Below are 21,020 nucleotides of genomic sequence, written 5' to 3'. Positions count from 1 at the left end.
TTTGCTTCGAGTGTTGATCCTCGATATTTCTGCCGACAAAAAAATCCCCGTCACGGCTGTTCCGTGACAGGGATGTACTCGTTAATGCAAGGACCGCACTTTAGTGCGACCATGGACCGGCTCGTTGACGAACAGAATACCAAGTTCATGATGATCTTGTTCGTAGAAGGCACGTTGCGCAAACCGGATGTCGCCGTTATGGTTCATTACTTCAAGACGTAGATACGGTTTGTGTTTTTGGATGGCTTCGTAGAACGATGTTTCCGAATCGACCTTCTCACCATTGACTTTATAAATCGCTTCGCCCGGAATCAAGCCCATCTCGGCAGCTGGTTTATCAGGTAGCGTTCCGAGAATGACGGCACCACGCGTTCCATTGAGGAACAATGGTGTCTGTGCCCGGTTCAAGCGTTTGACCCGCTGATGCAAAACAATATGCAGGACGAGCAGCAAAACGATCCCGTACAGCCATTCAGCTTGTCCGGTGACGTATGCAAGAACCGTCAAGAGAATCGCAACGAGACTCGTGATCAAACGTCCTTGAACGAGCGGACGCATCAATTCTTTCGGCAACTTACCCGTAAAGAGGAAGCTGAAGCCGATCGGTAACCAGAGAACGATCGGAACGAGCTCTGGGAAGCTGTAACGTGGCCACCAGGCTTCAAGCACGTCGCCCGGAACAAAGACGAGCAAAGGCAATAGCCAAAGTTTATTCGCTGACAGCCCACCGATGAAGCGACCACGCTTCGAAACGACGAGTGACGGTGACAGGCGTCGCTTTCCGCGCCACCAGACGAGGAGACATTCCGCGACGAGCGTTAACGTCGCAAGCAATAAAATCATTTTCGGCTCAACCGTTCGAACCGGATCAAGACGTGAATCCATTAAGAACCAACCGGCAAGTCCAAGCAAGACGATCGGCCAAAGCGGTACGTTTAAGCGGACGATCCCGACCAACAGCAGGACGCTTGAGAGCCCGAGTAACAACAGAGCGTATTGCGGCGTCATCGTCAATCCGAGCCAGCCACTAACGACGGATAAGACGAGACCAATTAGTAACCCGGGTAAAAGTGTTTCGAGGACATCGCTTCGTTTACCGTGTGTCCGGGAGCGGAACAGTCCGCGTTCCCGTTTGACACGCCGGATGCCGATGACCCAACTGACAAGGAGTGCTAACCACAAGGTCGGACTGGCGATGAGACTAATCGCGGTCCAACCAATTTCATCGAGTAATTCCACGCGCATTCAGACCTCTTTCCATTCCTTATTATTGAGCAGCGACCTCGAGTGCTTTTTTTCGCTGGACGTCATTTTTGTCGTCCTCGAGTTTCTTCAGGAGACGTGTCTCCATCTCACCCGCTGTCTGCTGATCGATTTTTCCAGTGACGTCGAGTTTCGCATCCTTTTGTAAGGCTTCGACGGCTTGTTTCATCGTGTCACCAAAATACCCATCCTGTCCTTTTGGCTCGTAACCGATTGCTTCAAGGACCAGGTGAGCGTTTTCGACCGATTTACCGTAATCGCCGACTTCAAGCGACTTTTTGTCAGTCAGGATTTTCGTGACGTTGAAGTACGCTGGTTGCTTGACTTCAATCGTTGGCTTGACCCCTTTTTTATGGATCCAGTTACCGTCCGGCGTCAGCCATTTGTTCGTCGTCAACTTCAAATCACTACCGTCCTTTAAATCATACGCACTTTGGACGATGCCTTTACCGAACGATTTTGTACCGACGACCTCAGCCCCGGCACCTTCCTTCAGACCGGCTGCCAGAATCTCAGATGCTGACGCTGATCCGCCGTCTTCGAGCACGACGATGTTATAAGGTTTCTTCTCGTCTGCCTTCCCGAATTCCTGCTGCCGCTCCCCTTTATTGTTCTCGACTTGATAAATCGGAACGTCCTTCGGAATGAACGGTGCAATCATGCTTGAGACAGCCGTCAAAAGACCACCCGGATTCCCACGGACGTCGATGACGAGTCCATCGATGTTCTGACTCTCTAGTTTCGCGAGCCCCTTCTCGAACTCTTTAGCCGTCGGTTCTGAGAACTGCGTCACTTGCAAGACACCAATTTTCTTCCCGTTGACGTCTTCCGTCGACGTATAGACCGTTTCGATCGGAATCGTATCCCGTTTGATCGTGATGTCCATCGCATCTTGTCCACTACGTTGAATTGTTAGGACGACGTTCGTTCCTTTTTCACCACGGATTTTCTTGACCGCCTGATCCGTCTTTTGCCCTTTCGTCGACTTACCGTCGATTTCTAAGATGACGTCACCAGGTTTGATCCCGGCTTTTTCAGCGGGTGATCCCTTAATCGGTGAGACGATGACGATCGATTCACCTTTTTGTTCAAGCGTCGCACCAATCCCTTCGAAGGAAGACGATAGATTCGTATTGAACGATGCTGTCTCCGACTCGTCCATGTAGACCGAGTATGGGTCGTCGAGCACTTCCGCCATGCCAGATAGCGCACCGTCCAGCAGTTCTTTATCTGTCACGTCCTCTAGATAATTCTGTTCGATCATTTGACGAACCTGATCAACTTTTTTCCAATCACCCGTCGCATTCGCAGACGACGATGACGTCGAGACAGAATCCGTTCCGCCAGCCGCTAACATTCCGACGGCGCCTGCCCCTAAACCAAGCCCGAAGGTACTGACCGCGATGACTGCTGTTGTAGATTTTTTCACGCTTGATTCCCCACTTCCGTTAAAAAACGCAGTATTTTTTTCAGTATAGCAAAAAAAGATAGGTTACCCTATCTTTTCGGTATTCTATGGGATGTCAAAAGATGTACGGTGCCGGGTCCACTGCATTCGGTTGTCCGACCGCCCACTCTCCCTTATGCAATTCGAAATGCAGATGCGGTCCAGTCGACCAGCCGGTTGAGCCAAGCGTCCCGACCGTTTGACCTGGCATGACCGTTTGTCCCGCAGACACACTGATTGAGTCAAGATGCGCATAGACGGTCGTATAGACCTGTCTGTCAATCAAATGCGTCACCATAACGACATTTCCATAACCGGTCGCACTACCGGCACGGAGGACGATACCACCAGCTGCCGCATGAATCGGAGTTCCTTTCGCATTGACGAGATCGATGCCCGTATGCAACTCCGGTTTCCCTGTCAATGGATTATTCCGCGGACCAAATGGTGACGAAACATAGCCTTTGACTGGTAAGTGGAACGGGCGACTCACGTCGACATCAACACTCGTATCCGGTGCTGCACTTGGCGTCTCGGTCACAGGAACCGACGTCTCTGTTTTTGGCGTCTCTGCTTTCGGCGGCGCATCTCCTTGTTTCTGTTCCTGTTGTGCCGCTGCCTCTCGTGCAGCTTCAGCAGCTTCTGCGGCTTCCGCTTGACGCTTGGCTTCTGCTGCCCGTGCCGCTTCTTCGGCTTTCCGTTTCGCCTCTTCTTTTGCTTTCCGTTCCGCTTCTTGCAGAGCAATCAATTCGTTTTGGATCAGACGACGCTGATCCGCGAGGATTTCCGCCTCCTCGGCTTTCGAGAACTGCTCTTGTTGTAGTTCCTTGACCTTTGTGTTCAACTGGACGACGAGCTTTCGCTTCAAATCAGACTCCGCGATGATCCGCGTCTGAAGCACGAGTAACTTCCGTTGTTCCTGTTTCATGCTCTCCAGTAATAACGCTTGTTCCGAGCGCTGTTCGTTCAGCTGCTTGACGTTCGCCTTATAGGCTTGCAAGACGTTATCGTCTTGCTTGATGATCTCACTGACCGTACTGAAACGCGAAATCAAATCACCGAAATCCTTCGCGTCGAGCAAGACCTCGATGTATTTGACATCTCCTTTTTGCTGAACGGCACGCAATCGGCTTCCGAGCAAATCTTCTTGCTGATGCAGTTCCTTCAACGTCTCGGAAATCGCTTCTTCCGTCAGACGCAATTGTTCCTTAGATGCAGCAACAGCCGCTTGTTGATCGGCTATTTTAAGCGCTAAATCATCCAAACGGCTGTTGACTTCATCCAGTTGCGCACGGGCTTCCTTGCGCTCCTGTTTCGTCAAGATCAACTTCTCTGATGTCTGATTCTGTGATCGTTCCGTCTCTTTCAGACGGCTTTCGACCTCCTGTTGTTCCTTCAGCAAATCTTCTTTCGACGTGGCATCAACGGACACACTAGTTCCAATCAAAGCTAAGCTCAGGACGGCAGAATAGAATCGGACTTTCATGAGAAGCATCTCTCCTCTATTTTATTTTTGAGTGAATCCCTTAAATCTTCAAGAAACGACCGAGTGATGTCGTTGATCCCCATACACCGATGAATGCACCGAGTCCGAGTAGAATCAAGACGACTTGTGCCGACAGTTCACCTGGCGGAATCAGCGAGAAGATTCCCGCATTCACGGTAGCAAGTTGCGGTTGGATCGCGTTGTATGAGACTTCGTAACCGAAGTAGACGACGACGATCGGGATGATGGCACCTAATATGCCCATCAATAATCCTTCGACGAAGAACGGTGCACGAATGAATCCGTTTTTCGCTCCGACGAGGCGCATGATCTCGATTTCCCGGCGACGGGAGAAGATCGTGACTTTGATTGTGTTCGAAATGAGGAACATTGCCATGAATGTCAAGCCGACGATCAGGATGATTCCACCGATCCGAACTCCTTCAAGGAAGTTAAACATCTTTTTAACATAGTCCTTACCATATTCGACACTATCTACATTTTCCATTTTTTTGATGGAATTTGCAAGTGTTTCTGTCTCTTTTGGTGAGGTAGCTTTGACGATATATCGGTCGTGAAGTGGATTATCCTTTTCAACCGACTGATAAGCTTGTGAGCCTTCGCCAAGTTGCTCCTTGAAGCGGTCCAGTTCTTCTTCTTTCGAACTATAACGAACAGAGTTGACACCCGGCATCTGCTTGAGGGAGTCACCCACTGCATCAATCTTCGACTGGTCTGCTTCTCGTTCGACGAACACTTGGATTTCAACGTCTTTTTCGACGTTATCGGAAATCTTGTTGACGTTGAACATGAGCATTGCGAATATTCCTACGAGAAGTAAAGTGACGGTAACAGCACTGACAGAAGCGAATGTCATCCAGCCGTTCCGGACGAGACCTTTTGCCCCTTCCCGTAAATGACGGAATCCATTAAACTTCATAGCCGTACATTCCTTTCTCTTCGTCTCGGACGATTTTTCCTCCGTCGATCGCTAAGACACGATGACGCATCTTGTTAACGATGTCTCGGTTGTGTGTCGCCATTACGACCGTTGTCCCACGGCGATAAATTTCTTCGAATACTTCCATGATCTCCCATGCTGTATCCGGGTCCAGGTTCCCAGTCGGCTCATCGGCGATGACGAGTGACGGACGATTGACGATGGCTCTCGCGATCGAGATCCGTTGTTGTTCGCCCCCAGATAATTCATCCGGATAGTTGCGCTCTTTATGCTTGAGCTTCACGAGATCGAGGACCTCGAGAACTTTCTTCCGGATTTGTGATTTGTCTTCTCCTACGACTTCTAGCGCGAAGGCGACATTTTCATAAACCGTCAATGACGGGAGTAGTTTGAAATCTTGGAAGATGACGCCGATTTGGCGACGAAGTTCGGGGATTTGACGGTTCTTCAGCTTACCGACTTCGATTCCTTTAAATAAAAATGAACCGCTCGTTGGTTTCTCTTCGCGGTACATCATTTTCATGAATGTTGATTTACCCGCACCCGACGGACCGACGATATAGACGAATTCGCCTTGATTGATCGTCAAATCGACCTCACGGAGTGCCGTGACGCCGTTCGGATAAATCTTACTGATTCGTTGCATCTTGATCACGTACTTCACATCCTTACTTATTTACTGATGCTGAATGGATAGGTCCAAAAACCTACCGACCACCATTATAACAGGGACAAAATTGAACGCACATTACAATCAAATGTCATTTCAGGCGATTATACCACAAAAAAGAGGCACGAATGACGAACACATGTCGTGTGTGTCATCTCGTACCCCATCATATCCCATAATTACTTTTTATCCGCGAGCCAGTCAGCAACGGCAACGATTTCTTCATCCTCTTTGAGGATTCCAGCAGGCATTTGCCCTTTCCCGTTTTTGATGATTTCCTGGATCTCTTCTGAAGAATACTTCGAGCCGACCTTCGTCAGGTTCGGTCCGACATTTCCTTCAAGGTTGTTCCCGTGACACGATGCACAGTTGTTCGCGAAGATTTTTTCCGCATCAACAGCTGTTTCCGTCTTTGACGAATCATCGTTCATCGTCGACTCTTCCTTCGTGCTTGACGAATCGCTAGAGCTTGAGTCGTCACTACCGCCACATGCTGCGAGCGCAAGTGTCGTTCCTAACCCTAACGCGAGTAACAAGTTTTTCAGCTTCATCCGGATATCCCCCTCTATAAGTATCTAAGTAAACGCTTCTGACCTAGTTAGAGTATAACCGTTATCCGGAAGAGTTAATCGTGATTTCACAAAAACTTCACGAGTTCGGAACAATTACGGCACATTCCGGTAGCGTTTGTCGTCCGTAAAGCCAAGTCCCAGTACTTCATGCGCTTCACTGACGACGAGGAATGCCGATGGATCAATGTGTTTGACGATTTCTTTAAGCGTTGTGATTTCCCCTTGACGGACTACGACCATCAGCATCGGTTTCCGTGTCCGTGTGAACGCACCTGCCGCCTCGATTTCCGTCGCCCCACGATCAAGCGTCTCGAAGATTTCCTTCACTAACGCTTCCCGCTGATCAGAGATGATATAGGCGAGCTTGTCGTTCGTGATCCCGAGCTGGACGACGTCGATCATCTTGATCGTGATGAACAAGGCGACGAGCGCATACAATCCGATCTCGAGCGAGAAGATCGTCGCCGCACTGATGACTATCGTTCCGTCGAGCAAGGCGATACAGAGATGAAGCGGCAATTTCGTGAAGCGATGCAGGATTTGCGCGATCAAATCCATTCCCCCAGTCGACGCCCGTCCCCGGAAGATCAGACCGAGCCCGATCCCGACACCGGCACCGCCGAAGATCGCGGCAAGCATCGGATTCATCGTCGCAGCCGGAACATCGAACCGTTCGTAGACGAGGATGACGACCGGTAAAAAGATTGAACCGACGAGTGATTTGACACCAAAGCCCATCCCGAGGATCATCCACCCGATCGCGAGCAAGACGACGTTCGCGACGAGCTGGAACAAGCCTGGCGAGATCCCGAACAAATCGTTCAAGACGATTGATAAGCCACTAACGCCTCCTGAGGCGAGTTGATTCGGTGCTAAAAACAAACTAAAGGCACTTGCGACGAACAAGGACCCGATTAACAAATACGCATAATCGCGCACGACTTCCTGACGCGTCGATGTCATGACATTCCATTTCCCCTTATCGATTGATTCTCGTGTTTCATTTTAGCGGAAAAGTCAGACAACGACTAGAGAGGCGGAACAACTCACAGTGTTCCCTTTATACCGCACTAAAGGGCGGACTGTAGCGGACGATGCCGCTAACGCCACGCAATCCATTTCGTTCAAGCGCAAGAACGAGAAAGACCTCTGGCGGAACGGGGAACGGCGGCTGAATATCATAGTCGATCGCCCGTTCGAAACCGAACTGTGGATAATAGCTGTCGTGACCAAGCACGACAATGTGTGATTCGCCAGCATCCCGCGCATCCTCAATCACTTGACGGATCAATTCAGAGCCGATGCCCTTTCGTTGCGAGACCGGCAGGACGCCGACTGGTGCTAAGGCAAGTGACGGGATGTCATCGATATGGATCCGGCTTAAGAGAACATGACCGACGATTTCCCCTTTGTCGGTCACGGCGACGCGACCAAAGACCGGTTGCGCCGCTTCGTCCTCGCGTAACGCATCAACGAGGTTCGCTTCGTTCGGTTGTTCGAACGCTGCTTCATGGACAAGCCGGATTCCTGCTGCATCCTTAAAGCCTTCTTTCCGAATAATCATCAGCTATTGCTCCCTTCGAGTGGTTTCGATGCGAGTAGCGTGAACTCGGACGGGATATTCTCATCGTTCCAGCCACGATGCTCGTCGAATCGTTCTAATGTGAAACGTGTCGCGATGACGCCGTTTAAGATCTCGCTCAGCGTAAAATAACGGACGGAGACGTCCGGAAAATCGGTTTGTTCCGCGTCCGTAAAGTGCGTCTTATACGCCAAATCGCCTGATTGCAACGCTTGATCGAAATAACGCGGTCGATACGTCAAATCCGCATCAATCCAGCGTCCGACCGGATGGAAATCGCTAAGGATCAGCTGTCCGCCGGGCCGCAAGATCGTAAACAGAATCTGCAGAAAACGCTCGAGATCAGCAAAATAATGCAAAATCCCACCTTCTAAGTAGAGGAGATCAAACGTATCACGATATCGTTCAAGATCGATCGCATAGAGATCACCGACGACATAGTGGATTGATGTCTCAGCATGGTGCGCCAGTTCAAGCGCGTACTTGGCATTCTCCTCCGAAATATCGAACACGGTGACGTCCGCCCCGAGTAACGCTAACGGCACCGCCTTGCGTCCGTTCGAACCACAGATGTTCGCGAACGTCTTCCCGGCGACGTCTTCGAAATGACGACGATGTTTCTTCAAACATGCCGCTGGATCTTGTTTGATGATCGCAGCATATTCCGCCGGTGTTCCGTCGCGTTTCTCCCAAAATTCATACGCCCGGTACTCCCACGCTTGTTTGTTGATCCGACTTTGCTCCTGCATGACTGTTCCCCCTTTGACGGTCAAAAAACCAGTCGAACATCGTCCGACTGGTTGGTTATCTTACATATTCATGAGACGGAGGTACGCATCGATGAAGCCCATGATGTCACCATCCATTGCCCCTTGCGTGTTCCCGACTTCATAGTTCGTCCGGTGATCCTTGACCATGCTGTATGGGTGGAAGACGTACGAACGGATTTGGCTACCCCATGCGATATCCGATTTTTCACCACGGATCTCGTCGAGTTTCTTTTGTTGCTCTTCGATTTCGCGTTGGTAGAGTTTCGCTTTCAACATCTTCATTGCCGCTTCACGGTTTTTGATCTGCGACCGTTCTTGTTGACAGGAGACGACGACGCCTGTCGGAACGTGTGTGATCCGGACAGCCGAGTCTGTCGTATTGATGTGCTGACCACCGGCACCAGAGGCACGGTACGTATCGATCCGTAAATCTTCCGTACGGACTTCGATGTCGATGTCATCGTTGAATTCCGGCATGACGTCACACGAGACGAACGATGTATGACGGCGACCTGACGAGTCAAACGGTGAGATCCGGACTAAACGATGGATCCCTTTTTCGGCTTTTAAGTATCCATAGGCATTGTGCCCTTGAATACGGAGCGTGACCGATTTGACACCCGCTTCATCACCCGGTTGGTAGTCCATCGTTTCGACTTTCCAGCCTTGCTTGTCGCAGAAACGTTGGTACATCCGCAACAGCATCGATGCCCAGTCTTGCGACTCGGTCCCACCCGCACCTGGGTGTAACTCAAGGATCGCGTTGTTTGCGTCATACTCGCCGTTCAAGAGGATTTGAAGTTCGAAGTCTTCGAACTTCTTCTTGAGATCGCCAAGTTCTGACTCGAGCTCTTCTTGAAGATCCGCATCCGGCTCTTCCTTGATCAATTCGTACGTCAAAGCGACGTTCTCGTGACCTGCTTCGAGTTCTTTATATTTGTCGACCATCGCTTTTAAGCCGTTCGACTCATCGATGACTTTTTGTGCCGATTCCTGGTTGTTCCAGAAGTCTGGGTATGTCATCTCGTTTTCAAGTTCTTCGATCCGGGCAATCTTCGACTCGAGGTCGAGTGATGCCTTATATTCGTCGAGTTTCTTTTCCATCCACTCGGCGGTGTTGCGAATTTCTGCTAATTCCATGTGTTCCACCTTCTCTTTCCGTGAAAAGAGGCAGGAATCTCCTGCCTCTCTTTCAGTCGATTCATCACTTATGCCTGACGGCCGTGACAGTTCTTATATTTCTTACCGGATCCACACCAGCACGGATCGTTGCGTCCGATTTGGTCGTTTGGATTTTTCCGGACCGGCTTTTTCTTGACCGCTTTGTCTTCCTTACCCGAAACGGCGACTTCGTCTTGGACGACTTTTTCGCGTTTGAGGTTTGGATCGAGATCTGCCCGAAGGACGAATTGTGTCACTTCTTCAGCAATCGCAGCGTTCATCGCATCAAACATCATCGAACCTTCCGATTGGTATTCACGGAGCGGGTCGTTTTGACCGTATGCCCGGAGGTGAATCCCTTCACGGAGTTGATCCATTTGATCGATATGGTTCATCCAGTGTTGGTCAACGGCACGAAGAACGATGACTTTTTCGAACTCATCAAATGCTTCGGCTGGTACTTCTGACCGTTTGTGCTCGTAGTGTGCGAATGTCCGCTCTTTGAGCAACTCGATGATTTCTTCGCGTTCTTTTCCGAAGAGGTCGCTTTCCGTGACCTTCTCTTCGATTGCAAGCGTCTGGTTTGCCCATTCCGCAAGCGCACCGATGCTCCACTCTTCCGGGACGAACTCGACCGGTGTGTACTGATGGACGCCTGCTTCGATCGTCTGCTCGATCATCGGACGGACGATATCTGACACGGAACCCGCATCGAGAATCGCTGCCCGGTCCGCGTACATGACTTTCCGTTGGTCCGCCATAACGTTATCGTAGCCGAGGACTTGTTTCCGCGCATCGAAGTTGTTGCCTTCGACGCGTTTTTGAGCCGATTCAACGGCACGAGACACCATCCGGCTCTCGATTGGTTGTGAATCATCCATCCCGAGACGATCCATCATCGATTGCAACGAATCGGAACCGAAACGGCGCATCAATTCATCTTCAAGTGACAGATAGAACTGTGACGCTCCTGGATCCCCTTGACGACCGGCACGACCACGCAGCTGGTTATCGATCCGGCGTGATTCATGACGCTCTGTTCCGAGGATGTAGAGACCGCCTTTTTCTAATACACCTTGACCGAGCTTGATATCGGTACCACGACCGGCCATGTTCGTCGCGATCGTGACCGAGTTCGCTTGACCGGCGTTCTCGATGATTTCCGCTTCACGTGCGTGGTTCTTCGCGTTCAAGACTTCGTGACGGATGCCACGTTTCTTAAGGATGTTGCTGAGTAACTCCGACGTCTCAACGGCAACCGTACCGACGAGGACAGGCTGTCCTTCGCGGTGGGCACGTTCGATTTCGTCTGCGACGGCAGCGAACTTCCCGTTCATCGTCTTGAAGATCAAGTCCGGCATATCGTTTCGGACGACTGGTTTGTTCGTCGGAACCGGTACGACGTGCATGTTGTAGATGTTACGGAACTCTTCTTCCTCCGTCTTCGCTGTACCCGTCATCCCGGCAAGTTTCGTATACATCCGGAAGAAGTTTTGGTACGTGATCGTCGCAAGCGTCATCGATTCGCGTTGAATCTCGACGCCTTCTTTCGCTTCGATTGCTTGGTGCAGACCTTCCGAGTAACGACGCCCTTCCATGACACGACCTGTGAACTGGTCGATGATCATGACTTCGTCTTCACGAACCATATAGTCGACGTCGCGATGCATGACGGCGTTTGCCCGCAGTGCGAGGCTCAAATGATGGTTGAGTGAGACGTGCTCGAGACCAAACAGGTTGTCGATGCCGAAATATTTCTCAGCCCGGTCGATTCCTTGCTCCGTCAACAGAACACTCTTCGTCTTGATGTCGACCGTGTAGTCTTCATCTGCCTTCATGATTTTCGCGAATGCATCCGCTTGCGAATAGAGCGCTGTCGATTTCTCGGCAGACCCTGAGATGATGAGTGGTGTCCGTGCTTCATCGACGAGGATCGAGTCGACTTCATCGACGACAGCGTAATGGAGCGGTCGTTGTACACGGTCTTCTTTATAAAGGACCATGTTGTCACGCAAGTAGTCGAAACCGAACTCGTTGTTCGTTCCGTACGTGATGTCACAGCTGTAGGCTGCTTGTTTTTCCTGACGCGACATGCTTGAGAGGTTCAAGCCGACCGATAGACCAAGGGCCGCATAAAGAGGTTCCATGATGTCACGGTCACGTTTTGCGAGATATTCGTTGACGGTAACGACGTGAACGCCGTTGCCAGCGAGGGCATTCAAATAAACAGGGAGTGTCGCGACGAGTGTCTTACCTTCCCCGGTCTTCATTTCGGCGATATCCCCGTTGTGCAGGACATATCCACCGATCAACTGAACGCGGTAGTGGCGCATGCCGAGAACGCGTGTCGAAACTTCGCGACAGACGGCGAAAGCTTCCGGTAAAATATCATCTAAGTCTTCTCCGTTAGCGAGACGCTCACGAAATTCAACGACTTTTCCTTCGAGTTCTTGATCCGATAACGCACCGATTTGTGTCTCGAATGATTCCACAGCGTCTGCTGCTTTTTCGGCTTTCTTCAGGACACGTTTCGTTGGTGCAAATAATTCTTTTAGAAAATTAGCCATGCCTTACAGTCCCCTTACTTCGAACGATTCTTTGAACGAACAGAATTCCGAGATTTTTCCTTTATTCAGTGTACCGAATACGACGTCAAATTTCAACAAGCGGACCAAGCAGCGGTCTCGGTCTTTCGTCATAGAGCAAACGTACCTTGTTTAAAAATAGTTTTCCATCATATCAAAAAGGGACTCGCCCGTAAGAGCGAGTCCCTGTTGCATTCATTATTCTGGTTCAATCAAACCGTAACGACCATCTTTACGACGGTAGACGACGTTCGTGTTGCCCGTTTCTGCGTCTGAGAAGACGAAGAATGCGTGTCCGAGCATGTCCATCTGAAGAATCGCTTCTTCCGTGTCCATTGGTTTGAGTGTGAAACGCTTCGTCCGAACGAGTTCGAGTTCTGCCTCGTCCTCTTCATAGACTGGCGCTTCCGCTTCCGGTCCTTCGAGCGTTTTGAAGTACTCTCCGATGCCGCCTTCTTTAGCGCGTCCTCTCCGGTTCAATTTCGTTTTGTGTTTCCGGATCTGACGTTCGAGCTTATCGACGACGAGGTCGATCGCTGCATACATATCGCCATTGATGTCCTCTGCACGGAGCAAGAGGTTTGGCATTGGAATCGTCACTTCGACTTTTTGTTTCTCATTGTTGACTTTGAGATTGACATAAGCCGTTTGCGCTTCCGTAGGAGTTGTAAAATAACGAGTTAACTTTTCAAGCTTTTTCTCGACGTAATCCTTGAGAGCATCTGTGACGTCCAAGTTTTCACCGCGAATGTTGTAGATCATGTAAACTCCTCCTTAAGTAACCGGTTGAACCTATGAATTCGAGATGCTTCAGTCGTTTCCTTCTGAATATTCGAAATTCTTTGGTTCGTTTTTATTATAGCACGATAAGTGAAGGAAGACCATGAAAACGATGACATTGTCGTGAACGTTCCCTTCCGTCCTTAGCGTACAATAATATTGAAGCATGTTGATGTTAACGTATATACCCGTTTTGATCGAACTCAAAACAAAAAACCGCTTTTAGGCGAATAGCCTAAAAACGGTGGCGGCTGCTATTGGATTAGATCTTTGAAACGTTCGCAGCTTGTGGACCACGATCGCCTTCAACGATTTCAAATTCCACTTCTTCGCCTTCTTCAAGCGATTTGTAACCATCGACTTGAATCGCTGAGAAGTGTACGAATACGTCTTTCGCGTCAGACGTCTCGATGAAACCATAACCCTTTTCAGCATTAAACCATTTTACTTTACCTTGTTCCATTCGAATTCACGTTCCCTTCGCAAACCAGAGTTCGAGAGCAAGCTCTCTACGGCTTAGTCTATCAAAAGAAGGAATTATTGACAATTAAAAATTCTGATTAATTTGAATTCATTCCGAAAAATGAATAATATTCCCTACTTATTGGTCTATATTTTAAAAAATTACGTTGTCATTACAGTTGTATTATTGTATTATATCGTTAGTAATTACCTATTTTATCCATTGTCCTATCTTAAGGAGGATGTAGTCGAATGCGACCATTCCATAATGACGAAAAGTATCGAATCACGAAACGGACGGTGGCGATTCTCCCGTGCTACGACATGATGAAGCAATCCATCATCGTACTCGAGGATGGCTCGACCATCATGACACCGCTTCGGCCGTATCAACTACTGCAGCTTTCCTGCAGGCAATACAACAGTTCCATTGAGGAACGCATCGTGACAGCAAAACGTGTCGCATCTGTAAAAGGAAAAGTCCCAGTCGTCATTGAACCGACACTTGGCCTCGTGTTTTTCCCAACGAAATCACCGAAACGTGATGATTGCGAGTGGTACGCTTGGAGCCACATGTCCGAAGTCATCGAGGAAGACGGACAGACGAAGCTCAAGACTCGTAATGGCATGATCCTTCCCGTAAACGCCTCTCCTTACATCGTCCGCAACCAAATGAAAGCAACTGGCGAGCTGATGGCTCGTTATCAACAATTGAACGCGATGACATTAGAGGAACGCTTTAATGCAATCAAATCTTAAGCAGTGACCGTAAAAAAATCAGGGTTGGGCGATGAATTCGCTCAATCCTTTTTGGTTTCTGCCGATATATAATGAGATGACAGTTTTAAAAAACAAGGAGGCTTCTCGATGAACATCCAATTGAACCCGGCACGTCCGGCGCAATCCCCTGGTCAGACGCCGCTTTCGGAGACGAAGACCTATAAAGGAACGGTCCTCGAGCAGACCGGTCCACATACGGCTCTCGTTCAGGTCGGTCGGGATAAGATCGAGATGACCTTCACGGGCGACGTCCCGACAGGTGATTTTCAGTTCAAGGTCAAAGGACAGACCGCAGAAGGTTACTTGATCGAACAACTGACACCCGCGACACCGGATGCGGAAACCCCACCTGTCCTGTCCGTTCCGTCAAATGTTGATCCTTCTTTGCTAGAAGGCGTGCCGGCTGAACTAAAGCAAGCCGTTGCGAAGTTACTCGCAAGCGGTCAACTGCCGCAGACACCGGAAATCGTCGCCCAGCTCGTGACGGCATTGCAAGGGACGTACAAGGACTTAGCACTCGAACTCGTATCGCGACCAGACACGGCACTGCCGGTTGACGCCGACGTCTTGATCGCAAGTCTCCTTGCGACGACGGAAGACTATCCGGACGTCCTGCCGGAACGTGACGCCTTAAAGGAGCAACCGACTTTCGAAAAAGCCGTCGCGCTTGACGTCGCCCGTGTGACGCTACCGACGCAACGCGAGATCGAGACAGCGTCGACCTTGCACATCCGACAATACATCGAACACCTACCAGTAGAGAAGCGCCCAGCACTCGTCGCCTCGCTTGAACAAGGCGATGTCGAAACCGTTCGTAAACAACTGGCGCCCTACTTCCCGCAAGCGCCGCTTGAGCCGAAGACGAGCGTCCGCGAGCAACTGATTGGTCTAACGGCACGGGCAAGTCAACCGGAAGCTCAAGCAGGGCAAACGGCACCGGTCCGCTCTGCCTTGACGCTTGTTCGTGAAGTGACGCCACGCCTCGCTGAGATTACGAACGATTTCAAGAGCCAACAGCGAACGATCGTCTCACAACTCCGACAAATCGAACCGCTCGTCGAGACACGTCCGGTCCAGATGGTCGCCGTCATTGAGAGTACGGCGCAACGCTTAAAACAAGTCTTCCAGCAAACAGATGCTTTACTGCATACCTCGATGAAAGATGAAAAACAGCTGATTCATTTCTTATCGAAACTCGAGCGGGGTGCGGAACTGGCGCTACTCGGACGCGGTACGGAAGCTAAAGCCGTCTTACAAGAAGTCCGGATCGCCTTCGAAGCCTTCCGTTATGCGCCAGCGAACGTTCGTCCGACCTACTTACCGGAGATGCAGGGACTGCCACCGCAAGCATCAACGCTACCAGCGCAAGTCGCAACAAAAGCCGTTCCGTATGAGCCGCAACAGAACAGTCCACGCCTCTTGCAAGAGACCGTCCAAAAGACGCTCCAGCTCCAGACGGCGGAACTGAAACTGAGTACACCGGCAGCGAATCCGGAAGCCGCCAAATTGCAGACATTCCTTGCAGCGCAACAGCAAGTCAATAAACCGGACAGCCAGCAACAGTTGAACCAGATTCTGCTCGCCTTACCGGTCCAACTCGTCGAAGCGACGGCGGGACTCCACGTTCACTTGCAAAATAAACGCCCGGACGAAGTGATCGACTGGGAAAACAATACGTTGTATGTCCAGCTCAATACGCCGCGCCTCGGTGAGATTGGTGTCCGCGTTGAGACCGTCAACCGAAAGATGCAGATCACGATTGAAAATGATTTCCCGGTTCTTGAACAACTGGCGACCCCGTTCCTCGAGCGGACGACGGATGCCTTGCAAGCAACTGGTTACCAGGACGTCCGGATCCAGTTCCGTCCATTCACGCGTGAGCAAGTGACGGAGACCGTCAAGCAAGACGAGACGCCACGTGGCTACGACTACCGTATCTAAAAAGGAGAGACCGTTATGTATCAGAAAATCGATTTAACCGGACGTAAGACAGCTGCCGTCCTCCGCTACGATGAAGCATCCGGTCAAGCACCGGTCGTCGTCGCTCGGGCAAGCGGTCAAGCTGCCGATCGCATCCTCCAAGAAGCACGGGCAAACGGCGTCGCGATTGAACACGATACGTCTCTGCTTGGTCACTTGCTCGATCTCGACCTCGGGACGGCGATTCCGCCGCAATTATACGACGTGATGGCAGAACTGCTCTTATTGATCGAAGAACTTGACAACGCGAAAGGACGGCAAACATGACAGAACAAGAACTCTACGCGATGACCCCGCAACAGCTGACGGAAGTGATGTTGACGGGACTCGTACTCCAATATGACCATGCCATTCTCGCACGTGACGCAAATCGCTTTGATGAGGTGAACGCACGCTTACAAAAGGCTTATCAGTTACTCGACAAACTGCAGGCGGGACTGCATGACGACGGTGGCATCATCACCGCACAACTCGACGCGCTCTATCACTATCTTGCCGAGCAGACGTTACAGGTCTACAAAACACCAAAGGTCTTAGACGAACTGCTCGAACTGGCAGAAGACTTACGCGTCACTTGGCAAGCGGCACAGACCGTCGATCGACCACTTGTGCGCGCCTCACATCATCAACGATACGAAGGGATGGAATACGAATGAGAATCACGAATAACGTCCAAGCCTTGAAGGCTTATCGCAACCTCAGCATTAACCAGACGAACGTCAAGACGACGATGGATAAACTATCGAGCGGTCAGAAGATCAACCGGGGCGCGGATGATGCCGCTGGTCTCGCAATCTCAGAGAAGATGCGTAATCGCTTGAAGGCACTTGATAAAGCGGAACAGAATGTGCTCGATGGTGTCTCGATGATTCAGACGGCTGAAGGCGGTTTGAGTGAAACGCATAATCTGTTGCAACGGATGCGCGAACTCGCCGTCCAAGCGGGCAACGGCACGCTCGCAACGGAAGACCGGACAGCAATCCAAGAAGAGATCAACCAGCTGACGAACGAAGTCTCGCGGATCGCAAAAACGACGCAGTTCAACGGGAAGGAATTGTTGAGCGGGAAATTCAACGATGCCGACAGTGCGCTGTTCATCCAAACGAATGCGGGCGCCAACGAAGGGATCTCGATCACGATTGACGACATGCAAGCTCTCGCGCTTGATATCAGTTCAACGACACAAACGAATCCGTCGATTCGTCCGCTTGATTTCCCGAGTGGCGATGCACCCGAGTATGCTCTTAGCGTCATGACGGCAACGGACGCGAATGAAACGATCAGCCGGTATACGAAAGCAATCGATACGATCTCCCAGCAACGGGCACAACTCGGAGCAATCCAGAACCGGTTCGAAGCGACGTCATCCGTCCTCAGTGTCAGTGTTGAGAACTTAACAGCATCGGAATCACGGATTCGCGATACCGATATGGCGCGTGAGATGATGGAATATGCGAAGTACAACATCCTTAACCAATCGGGGATGGCAATGATCGCTCAAGCGAACGCCTTGCCGCAAGGCGTCTTACAATTACTCAACTAAGGAGGCAGAACCGATGGATATCCGCCGCATCCAAGAAACGCAACGACTCCAGTCCTTAAAAGGTGGTCCCCGTGAAGTCGAAGCGTCGACGACGTTCTCTGCCTTGATGCAAGAGAAGCGCGACCATAAAGGTTACGAGCGCTTGCAACAAAAGCTCGCCCTCGTCGAAGAACACGGACAACTGCTCGCTGAGAGCCAGACGATCGAGCACCTCGAAAGCTATAAAGAAAAAATCAAGGACTTCCTAAAAGATGCCCTCGACCAATCGCAACAACTCGAAGAGAAGCGTGGCTTCAATCGCCGTGGTCGGACGAAGATCTATAAAGTCGTCGAGCAAGTCGATGCGAAGCTCCTTCAGTTGACGGATACGGTCATCTCTGGTGAGTCGCGCCGTCTCGATATCCTCGACCAAGTCGGCGAGATCAAAGGCATGCTCGTCAACGTCTTCGTGTAATCTAGAATTAGAGGAGTTCCCCTACATGCCAGACTTATATCTTAAAAAATGCACCTGCCCCTACTGCTTGAAAACGACGGAGACGAAACGTGTCCTGTCGCGCCATATCCGTGTTGCCTCGACCGACTTTGATGGCTTCATCCGCCATCAAGGCGTCAACGTCTATCTTTACGAACCGGTTCAGTGTAGTCATTGTCGGTTCTTCTTCCACGAGTCGTTCGGAAAGTTATCACCAAACGTTCGGACGACCTTACAAGATCACATCCTACCGACGCTTCCTGTCTTACCGTTTGCCGGCACAGAGCGGACGATCGAGCAGGCAATTCAGCTTTATAAGCTTTGTCTCTACACGGCTCAAGTGACGGAGCAGAAGCCAGCGATCCAAGCAATGCTCGGCGTTCGTCTGTCCTGGTTGCATCGCTTGACCGGTCAACAGAACGAAGAACAACTTTGGGCGAGTCGAGCGATTGAAAAATATGTACTCCTATACGACAACTACACGTCCGTCAAGGAGAGCGGGATTCCAGAAGACGTCCTCCTGCTTCGGATCGCGGATCTATACGCTGTGACGAAAGACAAAGACACGGCCCGTCTCTGGTACAGCCGTTTATTCCAAAGTAAGACGGCGACCGACAAAATCAAAAAAGACGCACGTATCCACTGGGAATGGGTGCAAGAGCAGGACTGATCCTTGTTCGTCATCAGACGGGACAAGGATTTTTTTCACCGCTCGTCGAAAAGAGCCAACACACTGTTTCAGGAAAGGAGGTCCGCGATGCGACCGACGTTACCGATTCTTTATTTACTGATCACCTACGGGCTGATGCTACTTGTCAGTGGAACAGCATTCGTTCCGCTAGTCGCTGTTCTTGCGACGCTACTTGCTGTGACGTTCGTCGCGATTCAAGCCAGGCGTTGGTTCTTCCCGAAGCACTCGGAACGCTCGGTCGGCATCGCGATTCTCTTGTTCGCAAGTGGTCTCTGGATCAACTTTATCCTGACCTTCTTCCCGCATCCGCCGGAAGTCGACTCTGTTGCCAACTTGACGTTGACTGCCTTTTTGATATTGACCGCTATCGCCTTTGCCCGATTGATCGACTGGTCTTCGATTCGTCAGGCACGGTTACTCTATATTGACGGTGTGCTCTTATTCGGGATGGTCTTTGTCTTTGGTTATACGGTCATCTTGCGTCACTTACCAACGTTCGCCCGCTCCGATATCGAATTCGTCGCCATGCTCGGCTACGCGATCAGTTTCATTGCGCAGTTGTTCTTCTTTTTGATTTTGTATGCGACAGGACTCCGTGGACCGATCCACAGACGACTGATTCAGGCGATGATGGTATTCATCTTGGCGAACTTAGGTTATTACACATTCTTCATTCGTGATGAGTTGACGTTCGCTGCTTGCTTCTTCCCGCTCTATGCGGTCAGTTTGTTTGAGCTAGCTGTCTACTTTAAGGACGTGCCACCGAAGCAACCGGCACGCGACCGACTCGGACGACCGTATTTGCCGTATATCAGTCTGCTCGTTCTGTTGACGGGCATCACGTTCCTTCCGATGGCGCAGGATGTCTACTTCCCGACGCTAATCATCTTGTTCTCATTGTTTATGTTCCGGCAATTTTTCTCCGAACGTCTCAATCGTCAGTTACTAACGGAACTCGAGACGTTCGAAGTCGATTTGACACACCGAATTGACCGCCATACAACGCAACTCGAACTCCGGAAGGAAGAGTATCGCCGCCTGTTCCTAGCCCACCCACAACCGATCATTCGTTTCGACGGCAATGGGCATGAGAAAGCGATGAACCCAGCAGCAGAACGTTACTTCCCGCACGGTTACGTTCCTGATGCCTTGGTCGATCAATTGATTGCGGCATTTCTGAAACTCGAGACCGGTGAAAAACAATTGCTAATGCGCCCCGTCGACGGACGGACGTTCGAAGTGACGTTGATTCCAATTCCCGGTGAGCCTGATTTGTACGTCATTCTGTCCGACCTAACAGAAGCCTTATCGCAAGAAAAATGGCTGCAGGAACTCGGCTATCACGATGCCTTGACAGCACTTCCGAATCGCCGTTACTTCGAGGATCACCTTGGAGCGCAGCTCGCAACCTTAACCGAAGGATCGCTTCTATTCATTGATCTCGACGGCTTTAAGCAAATTAATGACCGTTACGGTCACGACGCCGGTGACTACGTCTTGCAGGAGACAGCACGGCGCTTACAGCTCGATTTAACGCAGGATGATGTAGCAGCTCGACTCGGTGGAGATGAATTCATCGTTTTCCTCGCCCGCAGTCGTGCGGAGACGATCACCTACGCTGAGAACGTCCTCCTTCGCTTGAATGATCCCTTCTTCTTTGACGCGACCGCGATGCAGGTCACGCCGTCAATTGGTATCGCTCGTTATCCCGAGGATGGGCGGACGACGAGTCTCTTATTGATTCGCGCCGACGAAGCGATGTACACCGTCAAACAGGAAGAGAAGAACGCCTACCGCTTTAAATGAACGGCAAAA

General features: G+C 50.6%; 21 protein-coding genes. 8 read left to right on the top strand and 13 right to left on the bottom strand.

The window, feature by feature from the left end; translation table 11 throughout:
• Positions 1 to 81: 81 nt before the first annotated feature.
• The 13 genes from KNQ06_RS01890 to KNQ06_RS01830 form a co-directional block, all read right to left on the bottom strand.
• The gene (locus KNQ06_RS01890; RefSeq protein WP_215147231.1) at positions 82 to 1,245 is read right to left on the bottom strand and encodes a PDZ domain-containing protein; all 1,164 of its coding nucleotides are present in this window, start codon (positions 1,243 to 1,245) and stop codon (positions 82 to 84) included.
• Between the two features lie 22 nt (positions 1,246 to 1,267).
• Complete coding sequence (locus KNQ06_RS01885) at positions 1,268 to 2,692, bottom strand: S41 family peptidase (protein ID WP_133207688.1); 1,425 nt, start codon at positions 2,690 to 2,692, stop codon at positions 1,268 to 1,270.
• Positions 2,693 to 2,786: 94 nt separating this feature from the next.
• Positions 2,787 to 4,196 carry a M23 family metallopeptidase gene (locus tag KNQ06_RS01880; RefSeq protein WP_215147229.1) on the bottom strand — a complete coding sequence of 470 codons (1,410 nt, stop codon included), beginning with the start codon at positions 4,194 to 4,196 and terminating at the stop codon, positions 2,787 to 2,789.
• Between the two features lie 40 nt (positions 4,197 to 4,236).
• Positions 4,237 to 5,136, bottom strand: a complete 900-nt coding sequence (gene ftsX / locus KNQ06_RS01875) for a permease-like cell division protein FtsX (RefSeq protein WP_058704575.1) — start codon at positions 5,134 to 5,136, stop codon at positions 4,237 to 4,239.
• Positions 5,126 to 5,812 carry a cell division ATP-binding protein FtsE gene (gene ftsE / locus KNQ06_RS01870; RefSeq protein ID WP_029342495.1) on the bottom strand — a complete coding sequence of 229 codons (687 nt, stop codon included), beginning with the start codon at positions 5,810 to 5,812 and terminating at the stop codon, positions 5,126 to 5,128. The genes ftsX and ftsE overlap by 11 nt, the downstream gene beginning before the upstream one ends.
• A 194-nt stretch (positions 5,813 to 6,006) precedes the next feature.
• Complete coding sequence (gene cccB / locus KNQ06_RS01865) at positions 6,007 to 6,378, bottom strand: cytochrome c551 (protein WP_023469241.1); 372 nt, start codon at positions 6,376 to 6,378, stop codon at positions 6,007 to 6,009.
• Positions 6,379 to 6,492: 114 nt separating this feature from the next.
• Positions 6,493 to 7,362 (bottom strand): YitT family protein, encoded by an 870-nt coding sequence (locus KNQ06_RS01860; RefSeq protein WP_023469242.1) that lies wholly within the window; start codon positions 7,360 to 7,362, stop codon positions 6,493 to 6,495.
• Between the two features lie 97 nt (positions 7,363 to 7,459).
• Positions 7,460 to 7,963, bottom strand: coding sequence for a GNAT family N-acetyltransferase (locus KNQ06_RS01855; RefSeq protein ID WP_215147227.1), 504 nt, complete (start codon positions 7,961 to 7,963; stop codon positions 7,460 to 7,462).
• The gene (locus KNQ06_RS01850) at positions 7,963 to 8,730 is read right to left on the bottom strand and encodes a class I SAM-dependent methyltransferase (protein WP_215147225.1); all 768 of its coding nucleotides are present in this window, start codon (positions 8,728 to 8,730) and stop codon (positions 7,963 to 7,965) included. Before KNQ06_RS01850 ends, KNQ06_RS01855 begins: the two co-directional genes overlap by 1 nt.
• A 60-nt stretch (positions 8,731 to 8,790) precedes the next feature.
• A complete protein-coding gene (gene prfB, locus KNQ06_RS01845; protein ID WP_023469245.1) occupies positions 8,791 to 9,891 on the bottom strand; it encodes a peptide chain release factor 2 in 1,101 nt (366 codons plus the stop codon).
• 68 nt (positions 9,892 to 9,959) lie between these two features.
• On the bottom strand, positions 9,960 to 12,479 hold the full coding sequence (secA, locus tag KNQ06_RS01840; RefSeq protein WP_214723912.1) for a preprotein translocase subunit SecA: 2,520 nt from the start codon (positions 12,477 to 12,479) through the stop codon (positions 9,960 to 9,962).
• 216 nt (positions 12,480 to 12,695) lie between these two features.
• A complete protein-coding gene (gene hpf / locus KNQ06_RS01835) occupies positions 12,696 to 13,259 on the bottom strand; it encodes a ribosome hibernation-promoting factor, HPF/YfiA family (protein ID WP_023469247.1) in 564 nt (187 codons plus the stop codon).
• Positions 13,260 to 13,539: 280 nt separating this feature from the next.
• Complete coding sequence (locus KNQ06_RS01830; protein ID WP_023469248.1) at positions 13,540 to 13,740, bottom strand: cold shock domain-containing protein; 201 nt, start codon at positions 13,738 to 13,740, stop codon at positions 13,540 to 13,542.
• 251 nt (positions 13,741 to 13,991) lie between these two features.
• Between KNQ06_RS01830 and KNQ06_RS01825 the strand changes: the two genes are divergently transcribed.
• The 8 genes from KNQ06_RS01825 to KNQ06_RS01790 all read left to right on the top strand — a co-directional run bounded on the left by KNQ06_RS01825 (position 13,992) and on the right by KNQ06_RS01790 (position 21,011).
• Complete coding sequence (locus KNQ06_RS01825) at positions 13,992 to 14,498, top strand: competence protein ComK (protein WP_029342501.1); 507 nt, start codon at positions 13,992 to 13,994, stop codon at positions 14,496 to 14,498.
• 108 nt (positions 14,499 to 14,606) lie between these two features.
• A complete protein-coding gene (locus tag KNQ06_RS01820) occupies positions 14,607 to 16,460 on the top strand; it encodes a hypothetical protein (RefSeq protein WP_215147223.1) in 1,854 nt (617 codons plus the stop codon).
• 15 nt (positions 16,461 to 16,475) lie between these two features.
• The gene (locus tag KNQ06_RS01815; RefSeq protein ID WP_029342503.1) at positions 16,476 to 16,766 is read left to right on the top strand and encodes an EscU/YscU/HrcU family type III secretion system export apparatus switch protein; all 291 of its coding nucleotides are present in this window, start codon (positions 16,476 to 16,478) and stop codon (positions 16,764 to 16,766) included.
• The gene (locus KNQ06_RS01810; protein ID WP_215147221.1) at positions 16,763 to 17,155 is read left to right on the top strand and encodes a flagellar export chaperone FliS; all 393 of its coding nucleotides are present in this window, start codon (positions 16,763 to 16,765) and stop codon (positions 17,153 to 17,155) included. The genes KNQ06_RS01815 and KNQ06_RS01810 overlap by 4 nt, the downstream gene beginning before the upstream one ends.
• Entirely contained in the window at positions 17,152 to 18,042 is an 891-nt protein-coding gene (locus KNQ06_RS01805; RefSeq protein WP_215147219.1) for a flagellin N-terminal helical domain-containing protein, read from the top strand. The genes KNQ06_RS01810 and KNQ06_RS01805 overlap by 4 nt, the downstream gene beginning before the upstream one ends.
• A 13-nt stretch (positions 18,043 to 18,055) precedes the next feature.
• Positions 18,056 to 18,496: a YaaR family protein gene (locus KNQ06_RS01800; protein ID WP_058705025.1), complete on the top strand. Its 441-nt coding sequence runs from the start codon at positions 18,056 to 18,058 to the stop codon at positions 18,494 to 18,496.
• 25 nt (positions 18,497 to 18,521) lie between these two features.
• Positions 18,522 to 19,184 carry a DUF2225 domain-containing protein gene (locus tag KNQ06_RS01795; RefSeq protein WP_215147217.1) on the top strand — a complete coding sequence of 221 codons (663 nt, stop codon included), beginning with the start codon at positions 18,522 to 18,524 and terminating at the stop codon, positions 19,182 to 19,184.
• A gap of 87 nt (positions 19,185 to 19,271) precedes the next feature.
• Positions 19,272 to 21,011 carry a sensor domain-containing diguanylate cyclase gene (locus KNQ06_RS01790; protein WP_215147215.1) on the top strand — a complete coding sequence of 580 codons (1,740 nt, stop codon included), beginning with the start codon at positions 19,272 to 19,274 and terminating at the stop codon, positions 21,009 to 21,011.
• The last annotated feature ends 9 nt before the right edge of the window (positions 21,012 to 21,020 follow it).

It is taken from the genome of Exiguobacterium sp. s91, assembly GCF_018618915.1.
Lineage (GTDB): Bacteria > Bacillota > Bacilli > Exiguobacteriales > Exiguobacteriaceae > Exiguobacterium_A > Exiguobacterium_A abrahamii.
Note: the sequence above shows the minus strand (reverse complement) of the source record. Positions and strands in the feature narration are given on the sequence as shown.